The sequence below is a fragment of the Acidipropionibacterium virtanenii genome (genome assembly GCF_003325455.1).
GTDB classification, from domain to species: Bacteria; Actinomycetota; Actinomycetes; order Propionibacteriales; family Propionibacteriaceae; genus Acidipropionibacterium; species Acidipropionibacterium virtanenii.
This window is the reverse complement of sequence record NZ_CP025198.1, coordinates 2,619,735-2,644,937: the sequence shown is the minus strand read 5'-3', so window position 1 is coordinate 2,644,937 and position 25,203 is coordinate 2,619,735. Positions and strand designations below refer to the sequence as shown.

General features: G+C 70.6%; 26 protein-coding genes, 1 tRNA gene, 1 pseudogene and 1 riboswitch. Of the genes and pseudogenes, 22 read left to right on the top strand and 6 right to left on the bottom strand.

The features are described from left to right. Positions 1 to 14: 14 nt before the first annotated feature. Positions 15 to 80, top strand: a riboswitch (cobalamin riboswitch). 52 nt (positions 81 to 132) lie between these two features. The 5 genes from cobI to JS278_RS12295 are packed head-to-tail and all read left to right on the top strand — an operon-like array spanning position 133 to position 6,716. After that, positions 133 to 894, top strand: a complete 762-nt coding sequence (cobI, locus tag JS278_RS12315; RefSeq protein ID WP_114045444.1) for a precorrin-2 C(20)-methyltransferase — start codon at positions 133 to 135, stop codon at positions 892 to 894. After that, positions 894 to 1,934, top strand: coding sequence for a precorrin-4 C(11)-methyltransferase (gene cobM, locus JS278_RS12310; RefSeq protein WP_114045443.1), 1,041 nt, complete (start codon positions 894 to 896; stop codon positions 1,932 to 1,934). Before cobI ends, cobM begins: the two co-directional genes overlap by 1 nt. Then, positions 1,931 to 4,504, top strand: coding sequence for a precorrin-3B C(17)-methyltransferase (gene cobJ / locus JS278_RS12305; protein ID WP_114045442.1), 2,574 nt, complete (start codon positions 1,931 to 1,933; stop codon positions 4,502 to 4,504). Before cobM ends, cobJ begins: the two co-directional genes overlap by 4 nt. Further along, the gene (locus tag JS278_RS12300; protein ID WP_425451441.1) at positions 4,501 to 5,823 is read left to right on the top strand and encodes a CbiX/SirB N-terminal domain-containing protein; all 1,323 of its coding nucleotides are present in this window, start codon (positions 4,501 to 4,503) and stop codon (positions 5,821 to 5,823) included. Before cobJ ends, JS278_RS12300 begins: the two co-directional genes overlap by 4 nt. 17 nt (positions 5,824 to 5,840) lie before the next feature. Next, positions 5,841 to 6,716 (top strand): hypothetical protein, encoded by an 876-nt coding sequence (locus tag JS278_RS12295; protein ID WP_114045441.1) that lies wholly within the window; start codon positions 5,841 to 5,843, stop codon positions 6,714 to 6,716. A gap of 3 nt (positions 6,717 to 6,719) precedes the next feature. Here the strand turns inward: JS278_RS12295 and JS278_RS12290 are convergent, their stop codons facing one another. Continuing rightward, positions 6,720 to 7,385, bottom strand: coding sequence for a precorrin-8X methylmutase (locus JS278_RS12290; protein WP_114045440.1), 666 nt, complete (start codon positions 7,383 to 7,385; stop codon positions 6,720 to 6,722). Positions 7,386 to 7,704: 319 nt separating this feature from the next. Between JS278_RS12290 and JS278_RS12285 the strand changes: the two genes are divergently transcribed. Genes JS278_RS12285 through JS278_RS12270 form a run of 4 tightly spaced genes read left to right on the top strand, consistent with a single transcriptional unit; the run spans position 7,705 to position 10,508 of the window. Further along, positions 7,705 to 8,433, top strand: coding sequence for an energy-coupling factor ABC transporter permease (locus tag JS278_RS12285; protein WP_114045439.1), 729 nt, complete (start codon positions 7,705 to 7,707; stop codon positions 8,431 to 8,433). After that, a complete protein-coding gene (locus JS278_RS12280; RefSeq protein WP_114045438.1) occupies positions 8,426 to 8,881 on the top strand; it encodes an energy-coupling factor ABC transporter substrate-binding protein in 456 nt (151 codons plus the stop codon). The genes JS278_RS12285 and JS278_RS12280 overlap by 8 nt, the downstream gene beginning before the upstream one ends. Next, positions 8,878 to 9,681 (top strand): cobalt ECF transporter T component CbiQ, encoded by an 804-nt coding sequence (gene cbiQ, locus JS278_RS12275; protein WP_114045437.1) that lies wholly within the window; start codon positions 8,878 to 8,880, stop codon positions 9,679 to 9,681. The genes JS278_RS12280 and cbiQ overlap by 4 nt, the downstream gene beginning before the upstream one ends. After that, complete coding sequence (locus tag JS278_RS12270) at positions 9,678 to 10,508, top strand: energy-coupling factor ABC transporter ATP-binding protein (RefSeq protein WP_114046311.1); 831 nt, start codon at positions 9,678 to 9,680, stop codon at positions 10,506 to 10,508. The genes cbiQ and JS278_RS12270 overlap by 4 nt, the downstream gene beginning before the upstream one ends. Before the next feature lie 91 nt (positions 10,509 to 10,599). On the opposite strand, the gene cbiT is transcribed toward JS278_RS12270, so the two are convergent. Beyond that, the gene (cbiT, locus tag JS278_RS12265) at positions 10,600 to 11,187 is read right to left on the bottom strand and encodes a precorrin-6Y C5,15-methyltransferase (decarboxylating) subunit CbiT (RefSeq protein ID WP_114045436.1); all 588 of its coding nucleotides are present in this window, start codon (positions 11,185 to 11,187) and stop codon (positions 10,600 to 10,602) included. Positions 11,188 to 11,414: 227 nt separating this feature from the next. On the opposite strand from cbiT, the gene cobO reads away from it, so the two are divergent. The 3 genes from cobO to cobA all read left to right on the top strand — a co-directional run bounded on the left by cobO (position 11,415) and on the right by cobA (position 15,471). Further along, on the top strand, positions 11,415 to 12,029 hold the full coding sequence (gene cobO, locus JS278_RS12260; protein WP_114045435.1) for a cob(I)yrinic acid a,c-diamide adenosyltransferase: 615 nt from the start codon (positions 11,415 to 11,417) through the stop codon (positions 12,027 to 12,029). A gap of 74 nt (positions 12,030 to 12,103) precedes the next feature. Continuing rightward, complete coding sequence (cobBC, locus tag JS278_RS12255) at positions 12,104 to 14,683, top strand: bifunctional hydrogenobyrinic acid a,c-diamide synthase/histidinol phosphate aminotransferase CobBC (protein ID WP_114045434.1); 2,580 nt, start codon at positions 12,104 to 12,106, stop codon at positions 14,681 to 14,683. Beyond that, positions 14,680 to 15,471: a uroporphyrinogen-III C-methyltransferase gene (cobA, locus tag JS278_RS12250; RefSeq protein ID WP_114045433.1), complete on the top strand. Its 792-nt coding sequence runs from the start codon at positions 14,680 to 14,682 to the stop codon at positions 15,469 to 15,471. Before cobBC ends, cobA begins: the two co-directional genes overlap by 4 nt. On the opposite strand, the gene JS278_RS12245 is transcribed toward cobA, so the two are convergent. Beyond that, a complete protein-coding gene (locus tag JS278_RS12245; RefSeq protein ID WP_114045432.1) occupies positions 15,468 to 16,205 on the bottom strand; it encodes a cobalt-precorrin-6A reductase in 738 nt (245 codons plus the stop codon). The genes cobA and JS278_RS12245 overlap by 4 nt on opposite strands. Positions 16,206 to 16,461: 256 nt before the next feature. Between JS278_RS12245 and cobT the strand changes: the two are divergent. The 4 genes and pseudogenes from cobT (at position 16,462) to JS278_RS12220 (ending at position 20,047) form a co-directional block, all read left to right on the top strand. Next, positions 16,462 to 18,182: pseudogene (cobT, locus tag JS278_RS12240) on the top strand (nicotinate-nucleotide--dimethylbenzimidazole phosphoribosyltransferase). Continuing rightward, the gene (locus JS278_RS12230) at positions 18,179 to 19,132 is read left to right on the top strand and encodes an adenosylcobinamide-GDP ribazoletransferase (RefSeq protein WP_114046309.1); all 954 of its coding nucleotides are present in this window, start codon (positions 18,179 to 18,181) and stop codon (positions 19,130 to 19,132) included. Before cobT ends, JS278_RS12230 begins: the two are co-directional and overlap by 4 nt. Beyond that, positions 19,132 to 19,902: a helical backbone metal receptor gene (locus tag JS278_RS12225; RefSeq protein WP_114046310.1), complete on the top strand. Its 771-nt coding sequence runs from the start codon at positions 19,132 to 19,134 to the stop codon at positions 19,900 to 19,902. The genes JS278_RS12230 and JS278_RS12225 overlap by 1 nt, the downstream gene beginning before the upstream one ends. A 69-nt stretch (positions 19,903 to 19,971) precedes the next feature. After that, positions 19,972 to 20,047 (top strand) — tRNA-Thr (locus JS278_RS12220). Between the two features lie 297 nt (positions 20,048 to 20,344). Here the strand turns inward: JS278_RS12220 and JS278_RS16425 are convergent. Next, a complete protein-coding gene (locus JS278_RS16425; RefSeq protein WP_245935107.1) occupies positions 20,345 to 20,737 on the bottom strand; it encodes a transposase family protein in 393 nt (130 codons plus the stop codon). Positions 20,738 to 21,133: 396 nt separating this feature from the next. Between JS278_RS16425 and JS278_RS16055 the strand changes: the two genes are divergently transcribed. The 6 genes from JS278_RS16055 to JS278_RS12190 all read left to right on the top strand — a co-directional run bounded on the left by JS278_RS16055 (position 21,134) and on the right by JS278_RS12190 (position 23,453). Continuing rightward, entirely contained in the window at positions 21,134 to 21,280 is a 147-nt protein-coding gene (locus JS278_RS16055) for a hypothetical protein (RefSeq protein ID WP_181833716.1), read from the top strand. 309 nt (positions 21,281 to 21,589) lie between these two features. Continuing rightward, positions 21,590 to 21,841, top strand: coding sequence for a type II toxin-antitoxin system Phd/YefM family antitoxin (locus JS278_RS12205; RefSeq protein WP_114046308.1), 252 nt, complete (start codon positions 21,590 to 21,592; stop codon positions 21,839 to 21,841). Next, the gene (locus tag JS278_RS12200) at positions 21,842 to 22,096 is read left to right on the top strand and encodes a Txe/YoeB family addiction module toxin (RefSeq protein WP_114045428.1); all 255 of its coding nucleotides are present in this window, start codon (positions 21,842 to 21,844) and stop codon (positions 22,094 to 22,096) included. Positions 22,097 to 22,237: 141 nt separating this feature from the next. Continuing rightward, positions 22,238 to 22,399 (top strand): hypothetical protein, encoded by a 162-nt coding sequence (locus JS278_RS16050; RefSeq protein WP_181833715.1) that lies wholly within the window; start codon positions 22,238 to 22,240, stop codon positions 22,397 to 22,399. A gap of 80 nt (positions 22,400 to 22,479) precedes the next feature. Further along, the gene (locus tag JS278_RS12195) at positions 22,480 to 22,824 is read left to right on the top strand and encodes a hypothetical protein (protein WP_114045427.1); all 345 of its coding nucleotides are present in this window, start codon (positions 22,480 to 22,482) and stop codon (positions 22,822 to 22,824) included. Then, positions 22,821 to 23,453, top strand: coding sequence for an RES family NAD+ phosphorylase (locus tag JS278_RS12190; RefSeq protein ID WP_181833714.1), 633 nt, complete (start codon positions 22,821 to 22,823; stop codon positions 23,451 to 23,453). Before JS278_RS12195 ends, JS278_RS12190 begins: the two co-directional genes overlap by 4 nt. Positions 23,454 to 23,499: 46 nt before the next feature. Here JS278_RS12190 and JS278_RS12185 read toward each other — a convergent pair whose 3' ends face one another. Together JS278_RS12185 and manA are read right to left on the bottom strand one after the other, a co-directional pair. Then, positions 23,500 to 23,964 carry an S-ribosylhomocysteine lyase gene (locus JS278_RS12185; protein WP_114045425.1) on the bottom strand — a complete coding sequence of 155 codons (465 nt, stop codon included), beginning with the start codon at positions 23,962 to 23,964 and terminating at the stop codon, positions 23,500 to 23,502. 38 nt (positions 23,965 to 24,002) lie between these two features. Beyond that, complete coding sequence (gene manA / locus JS278_RS12180) at positions 24,003 to 25,184, bottom strand: mannose-6-phosphate isomerase, class I (RefSeq protein WP_114045424.1); 1,182 nt, start codon at positions 25,182 to 25,184, stop codon at positions 24,003 to 24,005. Positions 25,185 to 25,203 lie beyond the last annotated feature (19 nt).

Sequence of the window (25,203 nt, the reverse complement as noted above, 5' to 3'; positions counted from 1 at the left end):
CTCGCGTCCGTCGCGAGGAATCCGGTGCGAACCCGGAGCGGTCCCGCCACTGTGACCCCGGCAGGGGAAGCCAGACACTCGGATGGAAGAAACGGCGCGACATGATCGGGCGAGAGACCTGAGGAGGCCGGCATGACCCATGCCATTGACCCTGCACGCAGACTGATCGGGGTCGGTGTGGGCCCCGGCGACCCAGAACTGGTCACCCTCAAGGCCTCACGCATCCTTTCGACCGCCGACGTCGTGCTCGTGCCCGCCACCGAGAAGTCCGCCGAGGGCCCGGGCCGGGCCGAGGCCATCGTCCGCGCCGCCTGCCCGCAGATGGCCGGACGGATCGAACGCATCCCCTTCTCCATGGCCCAGCGCCGCGGCATCGGCCACAAGCGCACGGAGTCCTGGCAGGTCTCCGCCGACGCCGCCGTGGCGGCCTTCGAGGCCGGGGCCGCCACCGTCGCCCTGGCCACAGTCGGCGACCCGGCGGTCTTCTCCACCTTCAGCTACCTGCGCGGCAACGTCGAACAGCGGCTCCCCGACGTCGAGGTGACCCTGGTCCCCGGCATCACCGCCATGCAGGCCCTCGCCGCGGCGTCGCGCACCCCTCTTGTGGAGGGCCGCGAGATCCTCGCCCTGGTGCCCGCCACCGTCGGGGCCGACAGGCTCGGCCAGGTGCTCGATCTCGCCGACTCGGTGACCGTCTACAAGGGCGGACGGACCCTGCCCGCGGTCCTCGACCAGATCCGGGAACGGGGCCGCGATGCCGTGCTCGGCACTGACGTCTCCATGGAGTCCGAGCAGCTCATCGGCCTGGCCGACGTCGAGGAGGGGCAGACCCTGCCGTACTTCTCGACGGTCATGAGCGCGCCGGCACGCACCACAACAGGAGGAAGCCTCTGATGAACACGAATTCAACAGAAGGCGGGGCGACCCCCACGCCCCCGCACGGGGCTGCGCGCGCTGCCAGGCCAACCCAGCACAGGTCCGAGCAGAGCCTCGAGGAGTTCGACCACACCCAGATCTCCCCGGCCCCGATCCCGAGGCGGGAGACCCGCCCAGGGGAGGGCAAGGTCGTCTTCGTGGGAGCCGGACCCGGCGCCGCCGACCTGGTGAGCGTGCGCGGTGCGCGGATCATCGAGGCCGCCGACATCATCATCTGGGCCTCCAGCCTCGTCCACCCCGACATGGTCGCCCGTCACAAGGCGGGCGCCGAACTGATCGATTCGGCGTCCATCCCCCTGGAGGACCTCGAACCGCTGTATTCCCGGGCCCGCGACGAGGGCCTGCTGGTGGCCCGGGTGCACACCGGCGACCCGTCGATCTACGGCGCCACCGCCGAGCAGCGCGACCTCTGCCGTCGCGTCGGCATCGGCTACGAGACGATCCCCGGCATCTCCGCCTTCTCCGCGGCCGCCGCCCGGATGGACGTCGAGATCACCGTCCCCGAGGTCTCCCAGTCCCTCATCCTCACCCGGCTGGAGGGCGGTCGCACCCCGATGCCCGACGGTGAGACCATCGCCTCCTTCGCCGCCCACGGCGCCACCATGGCGATCTATCTGTCGGCGGCCCGCAACAAGGCCCTGCAGGACGCCCTGCTGGCCGGCGGCTACCCGCCCGGCACACCCTGCATCATCGGCTACGCCGTCACCTGGCCCGAGGAACTCATGTTCCGCTGCCCGCTGGCCGAGCTGTCCGCCACGATGCGCGCCCACAAGCTGTGGAAGCACGCCGTGGTGCTCGTCGGCCCGGCTCTGGCCGAGGGCCCCATCTCCACCCGCAGCCACCTGTACCATCCCGGCTTCCGCCACGAGTACCGCGGCGCCGAGGCCACCGCCCATGCCGACCTGAAGGCCCACGGGACGCGCGGGGTGCTTGACGACAACCCCCCTGACAACAACCCCTCCGACGAAGCCGCCACTGACAAGGGAGAACACTCATGATCCGGGTTCACGGATATCTCGGCGAGATCACCGCGGCGATGAGGGACGACGTCGCCGCATCCCAGCTGGTCGTCGGCGGGAAGCGCCACCTCGACGCCCTCGACGTCCCCGAGGAGCGCCGCCAGGTGCTCGGCCTCATCGGGCCGGCCATCGAACGGATCCAGACCCTGGACGCCGATGCCCGGGTGACCGTCGTGGCCTCCGGCGACCCGCTCTTCTTCGGTGTCGTGCGACGGATGCGCCAGGCGGGTCTGAAGCCCGAGGTGGTCACCGCGCCCAGCTCCCTGCAGGCCGCCTTCGCCGCCATCGCCCTGCCCTGGGACGACGCCCAGCTGGTCTCCTCCCACACCGGGGGCATCGAGTCGGCGATCAGGCTCGCCAAGGTCCATCCCAAGGTCGGCGTCCTCACCGCCCCGAAGAAGGGCCTGCCCGAGCTGGTCGAAGGGCTGGCGGGCCTGGGACGCCACTACGTGGTCGCCGAGCGGATCGGCGAGCCCGGCCAGCGGATCCGCGTCCTCGACGAGGACGCCGCGCGGTCCGTCGTCGACGCCGAGGACCTCTCCAGCCCCTACGTGGTGCTCGTGCTGGCCCACCATCCCGACTCCCCGGAGGCCATCGGGATCAGCCCGGAGCTGGTCGGCGACGTCAACACCCCGGCTCCGGGGGACCCGCAGCCCGGTTCGGACACGAACCCCGACGGCTCCGACAGGGCACCGATCATCGGCCAGATCGTCAACACCGACGCCGCCATCGCCCACGCGCAGGCCATCGACAAGGCACTGGGCACCGAGACGAAGAAGTACCCCGGCCCGGCCACCGCAGGCCTGGTGGAGGCCTGGGGCCAGTGCGATCTCATCGTCTCCCACCTGGCGCTGGGCGCCACCACCCGGATCATCGCGCCGCTGCTGGCCTCCAAGAAGACCGATCCCGGCGTGGTCGTGGTCGACGAGGCCGGCCGCTTCGCCATCCCGCTGGTCGGCGGCCACGTCGGCGGCGCCAACGACCTTGCGCGACGGATCTCCGAGGCCCTCGGCGGGGTCGCTGTCGTCTCCACCGCCACCGACTCCCTGGGGGTGCCGGCCCTCGACCAGCTCGGCTGGGCCTACGAGGGTGACGTCGCCGCGGTCACCGGGGCGATCATCGCCGGGCGGCCCGTCGCCGTGGTCCGCGAGCAGCCGTGGCCGCTGCCTCCGCTGCCGGCCAACGTCTCGCAGGGCGCCGAGAACCCGGCAGCGCAGATCGTCGTGAGCGACCGGGTCGCCGAGGCAGCGCTGAAGGGTCTGCCCGAGCTGCCGTCGGTGGTGCTGCACCCCCGCTCCCTGGTGGTGGGGATGGGCTGCAACTCCGGCACCGACGTCGACCACCTGGCCGCCCTGCTCGACGACGTGCTGGCCGAGGCCGGGCTGGCGCCCGGATCGGTGAGCGCCCTGCTGAGCCACGAGGTGAAGTCCGGGGAGTTGGGACTCATCAAGCTCGCCCACCGTCTCGGCGTCGAGTACCGCACATATCCCGCCGAGGTGCTGGCCGCCCAGGACGCGCCCAACCCGTCGGCGACGGTGGCGCGCGAGGTCGGCACGGCGAGCGTGTCGGAGGCGTCGGTGCTGGCCGAGAGGGCCGAGCTGATCGTCACCAAGCACAAGACCTCCGAGGCCACCTGCGCCGTCGGCCGGATCCCGGCACGCGGCCATCTGGCGGTCGTGGGGCTGGGGCCCGGCGCGCGGGATCTTCTGGCGCCGCGGGCCGTCAAGGCCATTCAGGACGCCACCTTCGTCGCCGGATACGCCCCCTATGTCCGTCAGATCCGCGATCTGGTGCGTTCTGGCGCCGAGATCCTGGCCACCAAGATGGGCACCGAGGAGGAACGCACCGAGGCCGCCATCGCCGCGGCACGCAAGGGCAACAACGTCGCCTTCGTCTGCGGCGGGGACCCGGCCATCTACGCCATGGCGTCGCCCACCCTGGAGATGGGCACCGACGGAATCGACGTGGAGATCGTTCCCGGCATCACCGCCGAGCTGGCGATCTCGGCCATCCTCGGCGCCCCGCTGGGCCACGACCACGCCACCATCAGCCTGTCGGATCTGCACACTGACTGGAACCTCATCCTCAAGCGGGTCCGGGCCGCCGCCGAGGGCGATCTGGTGACCACCTTCTACAACCCGCGCTCGCGCACCCGCGTCCACCAGCTCCCCGACGCCCTGGCCATCATGGCCGAGCACCGCCCGCCGGAGACCCCGGTGGCGATGGTCTCCCACGCCGAACGGCGCCAGCAGGAGGTCGTCATGTCCACCCTCGCCGAGTTCAGGCCCGAATGGGTCGGCATGACGGCGATGGTGGTGGTGGGCTCCTCGACCACGAAGTTCGTGACGTCGGGGGACGGGCGCCAGATGATGGTCACCCCGCGCGACTACCACTGGATGGACGGGGCGATCAGCGCCCACAAGCAGAAGAACTACTCCCACCGCGACCTGCCGAGGGCCGACGACGCCTCCTACCACGGGCAGCGCAAGGCCCGGCAGGACGCCTCGGACGAGGCCGGTAATGTCATCGAGGAGAATCAGAAGGGATGACCATGACCGACCGCACTGCCGATGATCGTGCCACCGCCCAGGACTTCACCTCGCGGGTACCGCTGGTGATCGCCGCCCACGGCACCCGGAACGCCGACGGTGTCGAGACCTGCCGGGCCCTGGCCAGACGCGTCGCCTCCAAGCTGCCCGGAGTGCCGGTCGAGCTGGGCTTCGTCGAACTGGCGGAGCCGCCGATCGCCGACGCCGTCGCCACGGCGGTGGCCGCCGGCCAGGAGTACGACGGGCAGGCCGCGGCCGAGGTGCAGCGGGAGGGCGGCCCGGTGCCCCCCGACGCCGTCGTCGTGCCACTCATGATCAACACCGGCGGGCACGTCCAGCGCGACATTCCCGAGGCCATCGACGAGGGGCGCGGGGACGCCCGGGTGCTGTACTCCAGCCCCCTGCAGCCCGATCCGCGGCTGCGCGCCGCCCTGGGGCGTCGTCTGCACGAGGCCATGGCGCCCGCCGACGGCAGAGAGTGGGAGGCCAAGGACACTGCCGCGGTGCTCGTGGGGCGCGGCGCGCTGGATCCCGAGGCGAACGCCGCCCACTACCAGCTCACCCGCCTGTTCTGGGAGGAGAACAAGCTCAAGAGGGTGCAGCCGTGCTTCATCCAGGTGACCCCGCCCTCCCTGCCCGAGGCACTGAGCCTGCTGTCCTCGGAGGGGGCCACCCAGATCGTGGTGGTGGGCAACTTCCTGTTCCCGGGCCGGCTCCACGAGTGGATGACCGACCAGGTGAGGGCCTGGAACGAGGCGAGGCCCGACGTCGAGGTGCGGGTCGCCGAGGTGATCGGCGACTGCGATGAGCTCGCCGACGTCGTCGTCGACCGATACCGCTCCCCGTTGGGCGAGGAGGGCGTGGGCGAGGGCGCCCCGGTGTACCTGTCGGGGCTCAGACTCGCCGGCAGGGACGTCCTGGTGGTCGGCGCCGGTCATGTCGCCGAGAGACGGGTGGTGCGTCTGCTGGACGCCGGGGCGAAGGTGCACGTGGTGGCCCCCAATGCCGGTATCCAGCTGGGCCGGCTGGCCAGGCGCGGGCAGGTCGAGTACCGGAAGAAGGCTTTCGAGTCCTCCGATCTGGACGGTATGTGGTTCGTCCAAGCGCTCACCAACGATCCCGAGGTCAATGCTCGTGTGAGTGAGGAGGCCGAGAAGCGCCGCATCTTCTGCGTGCGCGGGGATGCCGGGCGCAAGGGCACGGCCTTCACCCCCGCCACCCAGCAGTCCGGCGGGATGACCGTCTCGGTGGTCGGCGACCGGACCCCGCGCCGGTCGGCGAAGCTCCGCGACGAGCTGTTGCGGGCACTGCAGGGATGACCTCGTAGGATCGGCGGGTGATCTCGTTCGACCTGCACAGCCTCGGCTTCGACGCCGCATCTCTCGACGAACTGGTCTCGGCCGCAGTGACCGCCGGCGCCGCCGGGGCCCAGAACGTCGACGGCTTCGAGCTGCTCGCCGCCTACACCGACCCCTCGGGAGCACGCCTGGGGCTGATCCAGTCGGGCGGTGAGCTCGACACCATCGCCTCCCTGGTGTGTCCCACGACCCATCCCGCGGAGGTCTTCCGGTACTCCGACACTCTGGCCCAGGTCGACGTCATGGCGCCCGGCGGTTCAGGATCGGGTAGGGGCGGCGGGCTGAGCCGTGCCGGGATCGGCGAGGCCGGTGTGATCAGCGGCGACTCGATCCTCAGCGGGCTTGCGGTGGGCCACCGGCGCGAGCGGCTGGCGCGGTTCCTGGCCAACGTCGACGACCCGGTGGAGTACCCGCTGGGCGGTGAGCCGGGGGAGGAGACCCCGAAGGAGATCGAGCATCTGCGGGTCGGTGCGGTGCCCACCGAGTTCCCGAAGATCTACGACTCCGAGGAGGCCTACGGGCGCTCAGAGGAAGGGTCGATGGGCACCGAGCTGTCCTTCTCGGCGGGGGCCCTCATCTCGCCGTGGCTGCTGGAGATCAGCGCCGGACGCGCCACCCGCGAACAGGCCAGTGCGGCCGCCCAGATGACGATGGTGGTGCAGCGGGTGGAGCGGCGCACCAACCGGCTTACCGGGGTGGACTGGCTGCGGGTGATCGGCACGACGTCGATCCCGATGACCCTGGCACTGCCCGCCGACCTGCCCCATGCTCCCCACGAGGGGTCGGTCATCTCGGCGACCGTGACGCCGGTGGTGTCCTCGGGTACCTGGGAGGCCGGACAGCTCTGGGGATGACCCCTACTTGTGAGAATTCGTCTCCTCGTCCCATGACGCGATGGCGTTGAGCGCCGCGACCGTGATCGCCGAGCCCCCGCGCCGGCCCAGCAGGGTGAGGAACTCCAGGCCGAGGGCGGAGTCGACCAGGGCCTGCTTGGACTCGGCGGCGCCCACGAATCCGACCGGGACGCCCACCACCGCGGCGGGAAGCTGACCGGTCTCGGCGGCCACCTCGAGGACCCTGAACAGGGCGGTGGGTGCGTTGCCGATCGCCACCACCGAGCCGTCCAGCTGCCCGTCGGAGGCCCACATGTCGACCGCCGCGCAGGTCTTCGTGGTGCCACGCTCGGCTGCCAGCTCGGCGAGGCGCGGCTCCTTGATGTGGCAGACGACCTCGTTGTCGCGGGGCAGCCGGGATCGGATGACCCCGGTGGCCGTCATCGAGGAGTCGCACAGGATCGGTGCCCCCGCCTCCAAGGCGGCCCGGGCAGCCGCCACCACCCCAGGTGTGAAGGCGATGTCGCCGGCGATCAACGGATCGGCGGCAGCGTGGATCATCCGCACCACGACGTGCTCGACGTCGGTCGGGAATCGCTCCAGGTCGGACTCCTCGCGGATGATCCGGAACGACTCGCGATAGATGTCTGCCCCATTATTGAGGTAATCAGGAATGTACTCGTGACCCACCAGGAACTCCTCACCGCCGGCCGCCCCGGCGGGGTGGCGCTCAGGGCTCGACCCTATCCGAGGAGACGCCGACGGGCACCCGGCCGAAGGGCCGCGGAGCCGCCGTGATCTAATGGTCATCGGCGGTCCCTCCCAACGTGCCCGATGGATCAGGGACCCCACTGACAACAGAAGAAATAATCGACGCCATGAGCGGAAGCCGGACAGAGCCGGCACGGTCGCGCCACTGTGAGCACCTTCGGGTGGGAGTCAGGAACGCCACGGCATCGATCCTTTCCAGGACGGGACGCAGTATCCCGAGAAAGGAGTGAAGACCCCCATGCACATCGCAGAGGGAATTCTCTCACCGACAGAGTGCGCGGTCTGGTACGCAGCCGCCGCACCGTTCGTCATCCACGGCGCCCGCGAGGTCGTCAAGCAGGTCAAGCACCACCCCGAGAACAAGCTGCTGCTGGCCACCGCCGGCGCCTTCACCTTCGTGCTGTCGGCCATCAAGCTGCCCAGCGTCTCCGGGTCCTCCTCGCACCCCACCGGCACCGGCGTCGGAGCCGTGCTCTTCAAACCACCGGTGATGGCCTTCCTGGGCATGGTCGTGCTCATCTTCCAGGCCCTGCTGCTGGCCCACGGCGGCATCAGCACGCTGGGCGCCAACACCTTCTCGATGGCGATCGCCGGCCCCTGGGTCGGCTTCGCCTTCTACAAACTCACCAAGAAGCTCGGCGGCCCCGACGCCCTGGCCATCTTTCTGTGCATGGTCTTCGCCGACTTCTCCACCTACTGCGTCACCTCCTTCCAGCTGGCCATCGCCTTCCCCGATCCCAGCTCCGGGATCATGGGTGCCGCCGGGAAGTTCCTGTCCATCTTCGCCGTCACCCAGATCCCGCTGGCCCTGGCCGAGGGCGTCCTGGGCATCCTGCTGTTCCGCTTCCTCGCCAGGGTCGCCGGCCCGCAGCTGCGCAAGCTCGGCGTGCTGAGCACTCCGGCCGATGACGTCGAGCAGGGCGGTACCGTCTCCGCAGCAAAGATCGAGGAGGGCACCCATGTCTGAACCCATCAGCACACGCACGGGCAAGCAGAAGAGCAACTTCCTGACCGGCGATCACAAGTGGGCCACCCCGGTGCTGCTGGTGATCCTGGTGGCCATCTTCGTGGTGAGCCTCATCCTCGGCGGGCAGAAGCCGGCCGCCGACGGCGAGGGCTTCGCCGGCACCGATGACGCCGCGGCCCAGGCCGCCGAGGCGGCGGGTGCCAAGCAGTGGATCAAGCCGATCTTCGAGCCCAACTCAGGAGAGGTCGAGTCCGGTCTGTTCGCCCTCCAGGCGGCCCTGGGAGCCGGCATCGTCGGCTTCGCCCTGGGCCGCATGAGCGGGAGGAAGAAGGGGCACGACGAGGCCATGGCCGCCTCGCAGCTGCCCGATGAGATGCCTGTCGAGGCTGACGCACCGACCGATCAGGAGGCGGTCGAGCCGGCCGCCGAGCCGGTCTCACGGGCGTGAGCATCACCTCTCTCGACGACGCCGCCTGGGACTCCCCCTGGCGGCGTCGTCCGGTGGGGGAGAAGGTGGGGCTGTCGGTGGGGCTCATCGTGGTCGCCCTGTGCACCCCGGCCTGGCCCGGCACCCTCTTCGTCTCCCTGATCGCTCTGGTCGCCATTCTCGGTTTCGCACGAATCCGTCCACGGGTGCTGTGGCAGGCGATGTCCGCCCCGATCGTCTTCCTCATCCTGGGAGGCGTCTCGGTGCTCGTCAGCGTCGGCACCTCGCAGGATCCGGCCGCCGTCTGGTGGCGGGGCGGGATCTTCGCGATCGGTCCGGTCTCGGCCCGTCAGGGCGCCAATCTGGTGGCCCACGGCCTGGCAGGGACGCTGGCCCTGATGATCCTGGCTCTGACCACGCCGATGGTCGACCTGCTCACCTGGATGCGCAGGCTCCACGTCCCCGACGCCCTGCTGGAGATCGCCAGCCTCACCTACCGGCTGATCTTCGTGCTGCTCGACACCGTGTTCACCGCCCATGAGGCGCAGAAGTGCCGGCTGGGAGACGCCCCGGTCGGCCGGCTCAACGGCTACCGCCGGCGCTTCGAGAACACTGCCGCCCTGATGGGCTCGGTCGGGGTGCGGGCCTGGGCACGGTCCAACCGGCTGAACGACGGCCTGGTGAATCGCGGGTTCGAGGACTCGCTGCTCACCCTGCCGGTCCAACGGGTCGGTACCTGGAAGTTCAAGGTGGTGACCGTCCTGGTGATCGCCGGGTCATGGGCCGCATGCTGGCCGGTCGCAGGAAGGCTGTGGAGATGAATGAGTCCCTACTCAGCACCGACGGGCTGTGCGCCACTCATCCCGGCCGTCCCATGGTGCTGTCCGAGGTGTCACTGGCCATACGCCGGGGAGTGAGGGTGGCGATCCTGGGCGCCAACGGCTCGGGCAAGACGACGCTGCTGCGCTGCCTGTCGGGTTCCCTGGAGCCCGTTTCGGGAACCGTCCGGCGCGGTGAGACCGTGCTCAGGTACAGCCGCAAGGCGCTGCGGGAGCACCGCCGGTCGGTGCAACTGGTGCTGCAGGATCCCGACGATCAGCTGTTCAGCGCCGACGTCACCCAGGATGTGTCCTTCGGCCCGATGAATATGGGCCTGGAGGTCGACGAGGTGCGACAGAGGGTGGCCCGGGCCCTGGAACTGCTGGGAGCCGACCATCTGGCGGAGCGGGCCACCCACCAGCTGTCCTACGGGGAGCGCAAGCGGGTGGCGGTGGCCGGTGCGGTCGCTATGACGCCCGACCTGCTGCTCCTCGACGAACCCACCGCCGGGCTGGATCCGGCGGGCGTGGTGCAGATGATGACGGCCCTGGACCGCCTGCGCGACGCCGGGACGACGGTGGTGATGGCCACCCACGATGTGGATCACGCCCTGTCCTGGGCAGACGAGGCGCTCGTGGTGGTCGACCATCACGTCGTCCAGGGGCCTGTCGACGAGCTGCTGGCCGACGAGGAACTCGTCGCCCGGGCCCACCTGGAGCTGCCCTGGCCGCTGGCCCTGGCGAACCGGCTCGGGCTGCCCGGCCACCCCCGCAACCTCGAGGAGGTCGTGGGGCTGCTCGGCCAGAAGAGCGCCCCGCTGGCGAGCTGAACGAGGCATCGACAATTTCTCGTCCTGAACCGGTCGATTCGGCACTGCCGGTGCCGGAACGGCCCGTCCGGGAGGAGAAAATGTCGCGACGCTACTTGGACCAGCTCCACGCGACGACGGTTCGGGCCGGCTTCCAGCCGTGCAGCCGCCCGATGCGGTCGGCGGTCTCCACGCTGAGCCGCATGAGTTCGCCGCCCCAGTCGGCATGGAGCTGCGCCACCAGGGTCTCGGCCTCGATGGTCACCCCGTGAATCACCAGCCGCCCGCCCGTCCGCAGGGCGTCGCGGCAGGCGGTCGCCAGCTCCATGGTGGCCCCGCCGCCGATGAACACGGCGTCTGGGGGCGGCAGCTCGGGCAGCCCGCCCGTCAGGTCGGCATCGACCACCTCGAACTGTCCGGGCAGGGTGAGGGCCTCCGCATTGGCGCGGGCATTGGATGCCCGGTCGAGGCGCCGCTCGACACCGATGGCCCGGCAGGTCGGGTCGGTGCGGCACCACTCGACGGCCACCGACCCGGCGCCGGTGCCCAGATCCCACAGCAGTTGGCCGGGCATCGGCCGCAGCGCCGCCATCGCGACCGCGCGTATCGCATGTTTCGTGATGAGCCCGTCGTGGGCGAAGTGCTCCTCGCCGAGCCCGGGAGCCCGTCCCAGCAGAGAGGTGTCAGAGTCAGTGGTCACGGAGTCAGCTTAGAAGACCGGTCCGCGGACCCTCGCAGGATTGCGGTGACCCTGATGTGACAGAATCTCCTCGGCCGGTCGGGAGGAATCCCGGTGAGGAGAGATCCGAGTCCGGAGCGGTCCCGCCACTGTGAGCGCTGACGCGCGAGCCAGGTCGTCCCTGCCGGCAGCCCCTGTGGATCCATGGGGGGTGACGATGCGGGCGAGGACCCGCGAGGAGGATTCCCATGCCGCGTGCACGCTCCGGTGCTCAGCCCGACGACGGGCTGTCGACCAGGCAACGCCGGCTACGGCCGGTCCTGATGGTCAACACCGGCGAGGGCAAGGGCAAGACGACGGCCGCGATGGGCACCGCCCTGCGGGCCTGGCACCAGGGGTGGTCGGTCGGGGTCTACCAGTTCGTGAAGTCCGGACGCTGGCATGTCGGGGAGCAGGACGCCCTGCAGGCCCTCGGCGATCTCCATGAGCGGACCGGGGCAGGCGGGCCGGTGACCTGGGAGACGATGGGCACCGGATGGTCGTGGACGAAGGCCTTCAGGGCCGAGGAGAATCCCGCCGAGGCCGCCCGGGAGGGATGGCGTCACGTCCGCGAGCTGCTGGAGCGGCAGGCCCATGACTTCTATCTCCTCGACGAGTTCACCTACCCGCTGGACTGGGGCTGGATCGACGTCGACGAGGTGGTCGAGGTGCTGGCCCGCCGGCCGGGCACCCAGCAGGTCGTCATCACCGGGCGCCGTGCTCCGGAAGCACTCGTCGAGGCCGCCGACCTGGTGACCGGGATGACCAAGATCAAGCATCCCTTCGACGCGGGCCAGCGCGGTCAGGCGGGCATCGAATGGTGACGCCGGTGCATGAGACCTCAACCCACAGGTCCTCAGACCACGAGACCTCAGCGCACGAATCAGTGCATGAAGAGGTGCGCATCCCGAGAGTCCTCATCGCCGCCCCGGCCTCCGGCGGCGGCAAGACCACCGTGGCCACCGGCCTGATGGCCGCGCTGCGCGCCGCCGGTCGCGAGGTGGCGCCGTTCAAGGTGGGGCCCGACTACATCGATCCCGGCTATCACGGCCTGGCCACCGGACGCCCGGGACGCAACCTGGACTCGGTGATGTGCGGGGCCGATCTCATGGCGCCCCTGCTGGCCCACGGGTTCGCCACCCCCGAACCGGCAGATGTGGCGGTCATCGAGGGCGTGATGGGACTGTTCGACGGGCGGCTGGGCGACGGTGCCGGGTCCTCGGCGCAGATCGCGAAGCTCACCGGCACCCCGGTGGTGCTGGTGGTCGACACCAGCCATGCGTCCTTGACCCATGCCGCGGTGGTGGCCGGGCTGGCCGGATTCGACCCGGACGTGAGGATCGCCGGGGTGATCCTCAACCAGATCGGATCAGCCCGGCACGGTGCCGAGATCCGCCGTGGAGTCGAGGGTCTGGGCATCCCGGTGCTCGGCGAGATCCCCCGCGACAAGGAGATTGCCGTGCCCTCACGGCACCTCGGTCTGGTGCCCGCCGCAGAGCGCGACGCCTCAACTGCCCAGGTGCAGGCTCTGGCGGGGCTGATCGCCGAGCATGTCGACCTGGACGCCGTGATGGAGGTGGCCGCGTCCGCGCCCGACCTGGACGCGATCCCCTGGGATCCCGCCCAGGCGCTGAGGGCCAGCGCCGGATGGGACGCCCTGGCGAGCGCGAGGGGAGTCGCCTCCCCCCTCATAGGAATTGCATCGGGTCGGGCATTCACCTTTCGGTATGCGGAGACCACCGAGCTGCTGGAGGCCGCCGGCTGCCGGGTGGTCGACGTCGACCCCCTGACCGACACCGCGCTGCCCGAGGACATCTGCGGGCTTTACCTGGGGGGCGGGTTCCCCGAGATGCACGCCGACGAGCTGTCGGCCAACCGGTCCCTGCACGAGTCCATCCGCGCCCATGTGGCCGGCGGGATGCCGGTGGTCGCCGAGTGCGCCGGGCTGCTCATGCTCTGCCGCACCCTCGACGGGCACCCGATGACCGGGGTGCTACCCCTCGACGCGGCGATGAGACGCCGTCTCACCATGGGATACCGGGATGCCACTGCTCCCGCGGACACCCTGCTCGCCGGGGCGGGTGAGCGCGTCATCGGTCACGAGTTCCACCGCACCGGGGTCACGAACCTCTGCGACGATCCACAGCCCGCCTGGGCCTTCACCACGCCCGACGGGAGCATCCGCGAGGAGGGCGCGTCCATGGATCCGGCAGGTCTCGGCCGGCCCACCGTCCATGCCTCCTACCTGCATCTCCACTGGGCCGGGGCACCGGCATGCGCGGCGAAGTTCGCCGCCGAGGCGTGGGCATACGCGGCCCGGTCAACGGCGGGCGCGATCCCCCTGCGCTCTTCAAGGCTCGCTACTATTCCGGACGGGTCGGGTTCGGCGAGTGGGCCGGGTCCGCAGGCCCCGGCTCCGGAACCCGATCTTCACCACCACGGGGACCACGACGTCGCCCCCGGCCTGGTCGATCTGGCCGTCAACGTGCGCGTCGACCACACACCCGACTGGTTGGTCGACGCCATCACCGCCTCCGCACCCAGCTGGCAGGCCTACCCCGACCCCGCGCCCGCCCGGGCCGCACTGGCCCGCCACCACGACGTCGACCCCGCGATGCTGCTGCCCACCAACGGCGGGGCCGAGGCCTTCGTCCTGGTCGCCCGAGCATTCCACCCGCGCCACGCCGTGGTGGTCCATCCCCAGTTCACCGAACCCGAGGCCGCGCTGCGCACCGCCGGCCACGACGTCGACCGCCTCATCCTGGGCCCCGGGAACGGCTTCGCCCTCAACCCGGCGTCCGTCCCGCGCGACGCCGACCTGGTGGTCATCGGCAATCCCACCAACCCCACCGGAGCCCTTCACCCGGCCGCCGCGCTGCGCGAACTGGCCAGGCCGGGCCGCATTCTGGTGGTCGACGAGGCCTTCATGGACGCCACCGACGGCGTCCAGACCCTCATCGGCCCCCGGATGGAGGGGGTGCTGGTGCTGCGATCCCTCACCAAGACCTACGGGCTCGCCGGGATCCGCGCCGGATACGCCGTCGGCGACCGGCGGCTCATCGCGCGACTGGCCGCCCAGCAGCAGGCGTGGTCGGTCTCCACCCCGGCGATCGCGGCGATGATCGCCTGCTGCGGCGAGGAGGCTGAACGACACCGCTCCCGGCTGGCCGCCGGCCTTCCGGCCATGCGCGACGACCTCACCGCCAGACTGCGCACCCTCGGATTGCGCGTCATCGAGTCGGGCGCCCCCTTCGTGCTGGTCGACACCTCCTCGATCGGCCAGGAATCGGTGAGGGAATCGCTGGCCTGCATGGGATTCGCCGTCCGGCGGGGAGAGACCTTCCCCGGGCTGGGACCCACCTGGATACGGCTCGCGGTACGCGACTCCGACACCCACGCCCGGCTGGCCGACGCGCTGGCAGTTCTCAACTCAGGGCCTATCAACTCAGGGTCTATCAACACCAAGGAGAACCGATGACCGTCCCCCGGTATGCCCCCGACCTGGTGCCCGGCACCGTCACCCTGGTGGGCGGCGGCCCCGGAGATCCCGGCCTGCTGACCCTCGCCGGGCTCCAGGCGGTGCGCCAGGCAGACGTCATCCTCTACGACCGGCTCGCCCCGCTGGCCGTTCTCGAAGAGGCGCCCGAGGCCGAGAAGATCCGGGTGGGCAAGGTTCCCGGCGGTGAGTACGTCCCCCAGGAGCGGATCAACGAACTGCTCGTCGAGCACGCCCGGGCCGGTGAGAAGGTGGTCCGGCTCAAGGGCGGGGACTCCTTCGTTTTCGGGCGCGGCGGGGAGGAGTGGCAGGCCTGCGCCGCCGCCGGGGTGCCGGTGCGCATCATCCCCGGGGTGACGTCGTCAGTGGCCGGTCCGGAGCTCGCCGGGATCCCGCTGACCCACCGCCACATGGTGCAGGGATTCACCGTCGTGTCCGGCCACGTGGCCCCCGGCGACTCACGCTCCGAACTCGACTGGGGCCGGCTCGCCCAATGCGGCACCACCCTGGTGATCCTCATGGGTGTGGCGCACATCAAGCAGATCTCGTCGGACCTGATGGGCGGAGGGCTGGCCGCCGACACCCCGGTCGCGGTGATCCGCCAGGCCTCCCTGCCCGACCAGTCCGTGCTCACCACCACCCTGGCCGAGGTGGCCAACGCGATGGCCGAGGCCGGCGTGCGGCCCCCCGCGATCACGGTGGTCGGGGACGTCGCCGGGCTGGATCTGGACCACACCGAGGCCGAGGAGCGTCGCCCCTCCGACCACTAGACGATGGCGGCGACCAGACGGTCCAACGCCTCGGCCACCTCGGGAACCTCCTCGCCGTAGGCCGGTGCCGGCGGCCTGGAAATCATCACCACGGCGGTGCCGAGCTCCCCGGCGGCCACCAGTTTCGGATCCGGTTCAGAGCCCCCCGAGTCCTTCGAGACCAGGACGTCCACGCCGGCCAGCAGGGCCCGCTCGGCCTCCAGCCCGAAAGGGCCTCGGTCGCGCAGCACTGTCCACGACAGCGGCAGCCGCACGTCGGGGGCGTCGATGCACCGCGCGATGACACTGCGGTCCGCCAGGGCGGCCAGATAGTGGGGAACCGGCTGGCGTCCGACCGTCAGCAGCACCCGGCCGCCGGCCTCCCGGGCGGCCTGCGCCGCATCCTGGTGGCCGGCCACCCACGTCCAGTTCCGGGCATCGTCGAGGCCCCGCCAGCTGGGGGCCTTCAGACGCAGCAGCGGCAGGCCGACCTGTGCGGCGGCCCGGGCGGCATGATCGCTCATCGTCCCGGCGAACGGGTGGGTGGCGTCCACCACGGCCCGCACCCGGTTCTCCCGGAGGAACGCGGACAGCCCCTCCACCCCGCCGAAGCCGCCGACGCGCACGGCTCCCGGTACGGGGCTTCGCGACGCCGTCACCCCGGCCAGCGAGGTGACGACGTCGATCCGCCGATCCACCAATTCTTGGGCGAGGCGCCGGGCACGACCGGTGCCGCCGAGTACGAGGACGTCCATGACGCCATCCAACCAGCATGTGGGAGAATCGTCGGCGGTCCCAGGTGGAACACCGGTGCGGCGGGCTCTGCCCGCCAGGTCCGGGGCGGTCCCGCCACTGTGAGCGCTGATGCGCGAGCCAGATCATCGCCGGGGGCCGCGGGCTCCGACCGGAGTCCGACGAGCATTCGGGTGCTTGGCCTCCACGATGCCGGATCCTGCGAGGACACAGGGTTCCGGACGTCGGGCCGCGTGCCCGGGATCAGGAGATTCCAGCATGGCCGACCCCCGACTTCCCGGCGCCCTGGCGCCCGACTCCCTTCTCGCTCGGACCGTCACGGCGATCAGGCCCGCCGACCCGCAGGCTCTCGCCGCGGCCCATGACCGCCAGCAGATCCTCACCAAGCCCGAGGGTTCGCTGGGGCAGCTGGAGGCGCTGTCGATCCGGCTCGCCGGGATGAGCTCGCAGCTGCCCGTGCCGGTGCCCTCGCATCCGGTGGTCGGCCTGTTCGCCGGCGACCACGGCGTCTGGGCTCAGGGCGTCTCCCCGGATCCTCAGGAGATCACCGCCCAGATGGCCGGCAATATGGCTGCCGGCGGCGCCGGCATCAGCGTCCTGTCGGCCCAGATGGGCGCCCGGGTGTGGGTCACCGACGTCGGTGTGGCCACTGCGCTGCCGGCCGGCAGCGGGGTGCGGGACCGTAATGTGCGCCGCTCCACCGACGACATCTCGCAGGGCCCCGCGATGACCCTCGACGAGGCGATCCGTGCCCTTGAGGTGGGCATCGAGACGGCCGACGAGGCCGTCGCCCAGGGCGCCGACATCCTGATCACCGGCGAGATGGGGATCGCCAACACCACCCCCGCCGCAGCCCTCATCTCCCTGTTCACCGGGCTCCCCGTCGACGCGGTGACCGGGCGCGGAGCCGGCGCCGACAGCCGGCGTCAGGCCCACAAGATCTCCGTCATCCAACAGGCCCTCGACGTCAACCGTCCCGACGCCGCCGATCCGGTCGGCGCGCTCACCAAGGTGGGCGGATTCGAGCACGCCGCGATGGCCGGACTGGTGCTGGGCGCCGCGGCCCATCGGGTACCGGTGGTCATCGACGGCGTCATCGCCTGCTCCTCGGCCCTGCTGGCCATCGCCATCGCCCCCGACGCCGCCGACTTCCTGGTGCCCGGCCATGCCGGAGCCGAACCCGGCATCACCGCGGCCCTGGAGAGGCTGGGGCTGCCGGCCCTGCTGGATCTGGGTCTGCGGCTGGGGGAGGGCACCGGCGCGGTGCTCGCGCTGCCGATCATCCAGGCCGCCGCGCACATCCTCAACGAGATGGCGACCTTCGAGGACGCCGCGGTCACCGACATCAAGGTCACCGGCGAGATCGACCTGCCGGCCGATGAGGCGGACCGGATCGAGGAGGGGGCGTCGCGGTGACTGTGTTCAAGCCGACTCCCGTCGACGCGCGTCCGGTGCGCGCGATCGTCCTGGGAGGGGCCCGCTCGGGCAAGTCCACCTGGGCCGAGAGCCGGGTCTCCAGGTTCCCCGAGGTGACCTACGTGGCCACCTCGGCCCGCAATCCCGACGACCCCGAGTGGGAGGAGAGGATCCGGATCCACCGGGCCCGGCGTCCGGAGTCCTGGACGACCGTCGAGACCCTCGACATCGCCGCCGTACTGCTCGACCGCAAGGACTCGCCGGTGCTGGTCGACTGCCTGGGCGTGTGGATCACCAGAATCCTCGACGAGGTCGGCGCCTGGACCGGGGAGGACGGGTGGCAGGAGTCTCTGCGCTCCCGCGTCGACGAGCTGGTCGACGCCGTCGGCCGCACCACCCGCGAGGTCGTGCTGGTCTCCAACGAGGTGGGTATGGGGGTCGTCCCGGAGACGGCGTCAGGACGGATGTTCCGCGATGAACTCGGCCGGCTCAACGCCGCCGTCGCGGGGGCCTGCGACGAGGTGTGGGTGTGTGTGGCCGGCATCGCGAAGAGGTGGGCATGACTTCTCACAGCAGCAACCGCGACGACCACGAATCGGCCTGGCAGGCCGTCGAGGACGTCAACGCGGAACCGACCCGCCGCATCGATGAGCCCACCCACCGCATCGAGAGGCCGAGGCCGGCCCGCATCCCCGGACCGCTGCTGGGCATCGTGTCGGCATTCGCGCTGTTCTCGATCATCCCCGCGCCGGTGCTGCCGAATATCGACAGGCGGATCGCCACCCGGGCTATCCGTGCCTTCCCCTGGATGGGCATGCTGCTGGGCGTCGTCGCCGGACTGGTCGCCGGGGGAGTACTGGCCGCCGGCGCCGGATCCTGGCTGGCCGGCGTGCTGGCCCTGGGCTGGTTGGCCGGGGCGACCGGCGGATTCCATCTCGACGGGGTCGCCGACACCGCCGACGGGCTGTCCTCGCGCAAGCCGGCCGAACAGGCGCTGACCATCATGAAGCAGTCCGACATCGGGCCGATGGGCGTCATCAGCCTGCTCATGGTGCTGCTCATCGACCTGGGATCTTTGACCAGCCTCACCGCCACCTCAGCCGGCCTCGGAGCCGGGGCCTGGTGGCGGTTCGGCCTGCTGATCCTGGTGGGCCCAGCCGTCGGGCGTGCATCGATCCTGCTGGCCACCCTGCCGAGCGTGCCGTGCGCCCGACCCGGCGGATTCGGGTCGCTGGTCGCCGGGGTGACGGCTCCCCGCGCCGCGGCTCTGAACCTTGCCGTGCTCGGCGTGGTGTGGGCCGGCCTGGGCTGGCTGGTCGCCGGCTGGGCCGGCGCGGTGCTGGTCGTCGCGGCATGCGCGTTGGCGCTGGGCTGGGCGCAGGTCTGGTCGCGGCATCTGATCCGGCGACTCGGCGGGATGACCGGAGACACCTTCGGCTCCCTCAACGAGACGACGCAGTGCGTCGCCTGGGCGCTGATGGCCATCGGTGCGGCCCTACTGTGGGGACCGTGATCCTCGACGACCTCGGAACTCCTGTCGAACTCAACAAGCCTGCCAGGCGCATCGTGAGCCTGGTGCCCTCCATCACGGAGGCGATCGCGCTGACCTGCCCGCAGACACTGGTGGGGTGCACCGACTGGTGCGTCCGGCCCACGGACATCCAGGAGCGCGCCGGGCACCCGGTGGCCCGGGTGCGGGGCACCAAGAACCCGAACCGCGAGGCTGTCGCTGCCCTGGAGCCCGACCTCATCGTCGCCAACCGAGAGGAGAACCGGCAGTTCGACGTCGACGCCCTACGCGAGGCCGGCCTGGCGGTGTGGGTGACGAGCATCGACGGGGCCGAGGACGCAGTGGCCAGCCTTGCCCGGCTGCTCCGGGAGGCGATCGGGTTGGCCGAGCCCGACTGGCTGGGGCAGGCGCGTGCAGAGTGGAGCGCCCCGGCCCCTGAACCGGTGCTGACCGCTATCGTCCCCATCTGGCGGGATCCCTGGATGTGCGCCGGGCCGGCGACATATATCGCCGACCTGCTGCATCACTGCGGGGTCGAACTGGTGGATCTGCCCGACGACGGCACCCGCTACCCGCACGTGGACCTGGAGGTGCTGCGGGGGCTGGGCGCCGACCGGATCGTGCTGCCCGACGAGCCCTACCACTTCACCGCCGACGACGGCCCCGAGGCCTTCCCGGGCGCCGATGTGAGGCTGGTCGACGGGCAGAGGCTCGCCTGGTACGGACCGTCGATGGTCGGCGCCAGGCAGGAACTGATCGACGCCGTCCGCTGAACGGCGGCATGACGGATTTCCCAGCCCGGCGTCGGCCTGCCAGAATGTGACGTGGCCCCGCGGGGCTGCGCCTGTGTAGCTCAGTTGGTAGAGCGCCGCTCTTGTAAAGCGATGGTCGCGGGTTCGATTCCTGTCACAGGCTCCAGCAGATGGCGTCATTGCAGGCTCAGATGACGATTCGAGGCACATCTCCGGAGGTGCCTCGAGCGCGTGGTGTGCACGGAAGCACCCATATGTGTCATCGCCCAGTGTCGATCTCTGGCCATCGTCACTCAGCGTGGGAGACTTCGGCCAGTCTCTTCAACAAGGTGGGCTGGTTGGATTTGACGGTGAACAGGTAGTCCGCCCCGGCGGCCAGGATCGCGGTCGCCGAGGCGGTCCAGGTGCTGGAGGGCGTCGGCGGTGATCACCGCACCGGCGGCACGCCGGCCCAGGGTGGCGATCATGGCGGGCAGCGCGGGGATCTGGGTGGACTTGGCCTCCACCACCTGTTGGGCGACCACCGTCCCGGAGGCGTGATCGAGGCCGGCGACCAGATGACGGGCCTTCTCGACGGTTGAGCGGGAGCCCCGCAGGGTACCCGCTCGATCGCGATGACCCGGCGCCCGTCGATGGTGGTGGTGCGGGTCCAGGCGTACAGGCACAGTTCGGCGTCCAGGGCGGCGGCATCGATACGAGAGAACAGTGTGCGCAGGGTCGACTCGCCGTGAGCCGCTCGCAGTCCGAACCCGGCCAGCGCAGCGACGGTCAGCCGGGCGGCCCACTCGCCGGTGGCGGCCAATCCCCGGCAGCCGGCCATCGCCGCTGAGACGGCGACCAGAAGGAGTCCTGACAACGGGTAACGCCTGCCACGGGCCTTCCGGGGATCGGGGACACGGGCCAGGTGATCGGCCAGCCGGGGGTCGGGTGCGGGCGTGTCAGACGTGCGTGAGGGCGGCGCTGTGGGGGAGGGTGGCATCGCGGGCGGGGCCCTTACGGCTGGACGGATTGTAGAGGTACTTCCATCCAATCCGGGATGGCCTCGCCCGCCCACATGACACGCCGAACCCGGCTCAACCCCTAGTCACACCACACACTGACCGACTTTTCCGGGACCCTGATCTACTCCCAGATCGCCCACACGGACGACGCCCACGCGATCCTCGACCACATCACGACCGGCGAACAACAGTGGTCCCTCGAGGGACTGGTCGGTGGCTGGATCGCGGTAATCGCCCACCAGCAGGCGCTCATGAACCTGATCCGACCGGACCTCGTCCCCGAAATCACGTCCTGGGCCGGCGATTCGCACACGATCTTCGACCGATTTGGGATCGACATCGACCAGTCTGGCGCCGCCGCCACGGACGAATCCGCCTCTCCCGCGTCAGATCAGTGACGGATGGGACCGCTGCGGTCGAATGGTCGCCCGTCTGTGTCTCGTACTCGGCGATGCCGCACACGCCGCCGAAGTCATCGCACAGATCCGGCACCGCCCTCTCGTCATCGTTCAGCCCCTGGCCGGAACACCGAAGGGTGCCCTGCACCAGGTGACAGCCCGCAACGAGCATCCGGTCTCGGCCGTGCAGCCTGGCGGGGAGCTGGTCCGGCGATTCCACCTCGGAACTCGTCCTACACGGCTGTCGTGGTCATGGTGGAGTACCATAATCTTGTACCAGTTGATGTCCTGATCATGGAGGTGAGTCTCATGTCCCTGTCGGCCTCTGAGGCGCGTAGGACCCTGTTCCCTCTCATTGAGCGGGTCAACCAGGACCGCGACGCCGTCGAGATCGTCTCGAAGCACGGCAACGCCGTCCTCATGCCGGCCGACGAGTACACGGCCTGGCAGGAGACCGCCTATCTGTTCCGTTCCCCGGCCAACGCCCGCCGGCTGCTCGACGCCTACGAGCGCGCTCGATCCGGCGGGACCGAGACTCACGATCTGGACCGGGAGGACTGAGTGCGGCTGGTCTGGGACCGCAACGCCTGGGCGGACTACACCTACTGGCAGACCGCGGACCGCAGAGTCCTCAAGCGCATCAACACGCTGATCGACGCCTGCCTTCGGGACCCGTTCGCCGGCATCGGCAAGCCTGAGCAGCTCAAATACGGTGCCCCTGGGTCGTGGTCCCGGCGGATCACCGACGAGGACCGGCTGGTGTACCTGGCCGACGGTGAGGATCTCGTCATCCTCCAAGCCCGCTATCACTACTGATTTGCGAGCGGCGACCCGAGGATCCGTCGCGGGACCGCCCCCTCGCCGTCCAGCGTGCGTGGGTCAGCGCGGACACGTCAATGTCACATCCTGCTACGGCGTATCACGATGATCACCAGCTGAACCGGACGAGGTGATCCCATGACTGCGACCTATGCCGAACGGCTCTCTGCGGCGCTGGCCCGCCGGGGCCATGCGATCACACCGGCCGAGGCTGCTGAAGCGGTCCGCGAGGCCACCGGGGCGATCACCGAGCCCCTCTCGGGGGTGAGCGGGATTTCCTCCTGGCCCACAGCGGGCTGAGTGCCGCCGATCTGTCGGCCGAGTCCCGGATTCGCGACCGGGCGGTCCTGGAGGCCGACCGGGCGGAGGCCGCCAACCGGATGCGCCGCGAGAGCCTGACCACCGAGGAGGTCGCTGAGGTTCTGGGTCGGCCGGCGTCCAGCGTCCGGCGGTTGAAGGCTCGCGGCGACCTGTACGGCCTGGATGACGGGCCCGGACGCGGATCCCGGTTCCCGGCCTGGCAGTTCACCGGGGACCACCGTGTGACCCCCGGTCTGAGGGCCGTGGTGGCGGCGCTGCCGGACTTCTGGAGCCCGGCGTCGGTCGAGCGGTTCATGACGCGTCCCCGTGAGCGTCTCGATGACTGCTCGCCGGTCGACTGGCTGGCCCAGGGCGGCGACGTCGCCCCGGTGGTGGCTGCCGCGGCCGAGCAGGCGTGGCGGTGAGCCCTCGGCGCAGGACGAGGAATCCCCGGGCACCGCGGGTCCCGCTGAGCTTGGCCAAGGGCGACATCGCAACGTGGACCGGCGCGCTGTGGCGGATCCACACCGTCTCCGGGGCGCATCCGGCGGCCTGGGACGGCCTGCGCACCCGGGGCCCGATCGAGGACAACCGGTGGGATCCCCAGCCGCCGCCCGTCGGTGATCACCCCGGGATCGGCGTCTCGTACACGGCGCCGGACCCCGTGACGTGCATCTCCGAGGTCTTCTTCGACGACGCGAGGATCGAGGTGTCGGGCGACCGTGTCCTGTCGGGCTGGTACCCGGCCCGGGCCCTGAACCTGCTCGATCCGGCGAGCGACGACTGGACGGTGCGCCACGGGGCCACCGCCTCGCTGACCAGCGCGCCCCGATCGGGCTGCCGAGCCTGGGCCGCGGCCATGGCCGCCGAACTCGCCGGCCGCATCGACGGGCTCGTGGTGCCCTCGACGATCACCGGGGACCCCATGGTCGTGTTCACCGGTGCGAGCGATTCATTCCCACCGGCCCCCGCCTTCAGCCGGCCGCTGGACCATCCGGACGTGCTCGCGGTGGCAGTCGCGGCAAGAGCGCGTCTGGGCTGGCCGTTGGGGTGAGCACCCTACTCGTCATGGTGGCGGGCCATCCCGTCGCTGACGGCCCTCAGGCCATCACCTGCTCCCACTCCGAGCGGTGCGCCAGCATGCCGCGGACGGCCTCCTGGGCGGCCTCCAGGCTGTGATGGGCTCCCCAGCCGCACTGGGTCTCGTTGGCGGCCGGAACGGCGTCCAACCCGAGGATGTCGTTGAAAGTGGACTCCACCAGGTCGCAGGTGGCCGGGACATCGGGCTCTCCGGCCATGATGAGGTAGAAGCCGGTCTGGCAGCCCATCGGCCCGAAGTCGATCACAGCGTCGGAGTGGTTGCGCACGCACTCGGCGAAGGAGTGCTCCACGGAGTGGACGGCCGGCATCTCCAGGTGGTCCTGGTTGGGCTGGCAGAACCGCACGTCGTACTTGGTGAGAGTGTCGCCCTTCGGCAGGTGCTTGACGTCGGCGACCCGCACGAACGGGGCGGCCACCTTGGTGTGATCGAGGTTGAAGCTCTCCACATTCATCTTCTGTGTCATGCCCCCCATCATGTCGCGGACGTCACGACTGCATGAGATCACCCCTGGACGGCTCCGACGCCGGCCAGGAATCCGTCGCAGTTGCCCTGCACCTGAACCTGCTCGCCGGCGGGAATCCACAGGGCGTGGCCTCTGACGGTCTCCTCGGTACCCGATGAGCTGGAGCACACCGCGTGACCGCCGAGCACCAGCAGGATCCTGGGGCTGCCGGAGGCCGGGAGCATCCGGACATTCCCGGGCCTCAGATGCAGCGCCCACAGCCGGCACTCGGGGAAATCGGTGGGGTACTCGTCCAGCTCGCCGTCACCGGCCGGATCGACGAGGTGGGCTCCGCAGGACGTGAAATCGACGATGCTGATGAGCGCGTCGACGTCGATGAGCTTGTCGGTGAGCCCGCCGCGCACGATGTTGTCGGAGTTGGCCGAGATCTCGACCCCGGTCCCCGACAGATAGGTGTGGAGGGTGCCCGGCGGTACCCGGAGCGCCTGGCCCGGCGACAGGTGGACGCGGTTGAGCAGCAGGGCGGCGAGGATCGTGGAGTCGTCGGGGCGATGCTCGTCCAGCTGGACGGCGGTGCGGCAGAACTCGCCCAGATCGCTGTCCTCGCCGACGTGGTTGACGGCGGCCGAGACGACCTCCCGGGACATCGCCCGGCGCTTCGAGTCGACCGTCAGGGCGTCCAGGAAGACCTCGGCGAGGGCCGCCGGCCCCGACCTTTCGGTGAGCGGCCCGAGCACCGGGTCGAGGGAGGTCCTGGTCCCCAGGGCGTCGAACAGGGCGCGGGTGTGGAGAGGATCGCGGAAACCGTACAGGGCCTCGACGTCGCTCAGCGCCACCATCAGTTCGGGGCGCGGCCAGTCGTCGACGAAGGTGCGCTGCTGGGCCTCGACCCCCGCCGCCATGGATCGTGCGTGCCCGTCGCGGGCCGATTGACGGCCGGGGTGGGCCTGGAGGCTGAGCGGCTTGGCTGCCGAGAGGACCTTCAGCAGGAAGGGCAGCCGGTCGCCGAACCGCCTCCTGCTCGCGTCGCCGAGCTCCTCAGGGTGCAGGCGCAACCTCTCCAGCAGCGACGACTCGGCCGCCGAGGACGGATCCGACTCGTAGGCTCCCAGCCAGTACTCGGCTTGGGGAAGGCCGTCCTGTTCGCTGCCCAGAATGTGCGGGATCGCGTCCATCGACCCCCAGGCGTAGTTCCTGATGCTGCCGGACAGCCGCTCCATCGAGATTCCTCCCAGTCGT

Coding starts and splice junctions, on each gene's coding strand:
- cobI (WP_114045444.1), top strand. CDS start 133: ATGACCCATGCCATTGACCCTGCACGCAGACTGATCGGGGTCGGTGTG.
- cobM (WP_114045443.1), top strand. CDS start 894: ATGAACACGAATTCAACAGAAGGCGGGGCGACCCCCACGCCCCCGCAC.
- cobJ (WP_114045442.1), top strand. CDS start 1,931: ATGATCCGGGTTCACGGATATCTCGGCGAGATCACCGCGGCGATGAGG.
- JS278_RS12300 (WP_425451441.1), top strand. CDS start 4,501: ATGACCATGACCGACCGCACTGCCGATGATCGTGCCACCGCCCAGGAC.
- JS278_RS12285 (WP_114045439.1), top strand. CDS start 7,705: ATGCACATCGCAGAGGGAATTCTCTCACCGACAGAGTGCGCGGTCTGG.
- JS278_RS12280 (WP_114045438.1), top strand. CDS start 8,426: ATGTCTGAACCCATCAGCACACGCACGGGCAAGCAGAAGAGCAACTTC.
- JS278_RS12270 (WP_114046311.1), top strand. CDS start 9,678: ATGAATGAGTCCCTACTCAGCACCGACGGGCTGTGCGCCACTCATCCC.
- cobO (WP_114045435.1), top strand. CDS start 11,415: ATGCCGCGTGCACGCTCCGGTGCTCAGCCCGACGACGGGCTGTCGACC.
- cobA (WP_114045433.1), top strand. CDS start 14,680: ATGACCGTCCCCCGGTATGCCCCCGACCTGGTGCCCGGCACCGTCACC.
- JS278_RS12245 (WP_114045432.1), bottom strand. CDS start 16,205: ATGGACGTCCTCGTACTCGGCGGCACCGGTCGTGCCCGGCGCCTCGCC.
- JS278_RS12230 (WP_114046309.1), top strand. CDS start 18,179: ATGACTTCTCACAGCAGCAACCGCGACGACCACGAATCGGCCTGGCAG.
- JS278_RS16055 (WP_181833716.1), top strand. CDS start 21,134: ATGAACCTGATCCGACCGGACCTCGTCCCCGAAATCACGTCCTGGGCC.
- JS278_RS12205 (WP_114046308.1), top strand. CDS start 21,590: ATGTCCCTGTCGGCCTCTGAGGCGCGTAGGACCCTGTTCCCTCTCATT.
- JS278_RS16050 (WP_181833715.1), top strand. CDS start 22,238: ATGACTGCGACCTATGCCGAACGGCTCTCTGCGGCGCTGGCCCGCCGG.
- JS278_RS12195 (WP_114045427.1), top strand. CDS start 22,480: ATGCGCCGCGAGAGCCTGACCACCGAGGAGGTCGCTGAGGTTCTGGGT.
- JS278_RS12185 (WP_114045425.1), bottom strand. CDS start 23,964: ATGACACAGAAGATGAATGTGGAGAGCTTCAACCTCGATCACACCAAG.
- manA (WP_114045424.1), bottom strand. CDS start 25,184: ATGGAGCGGCTGTCCGGCAGCATCAGGAACTACGCCTGGGGGTCGATG.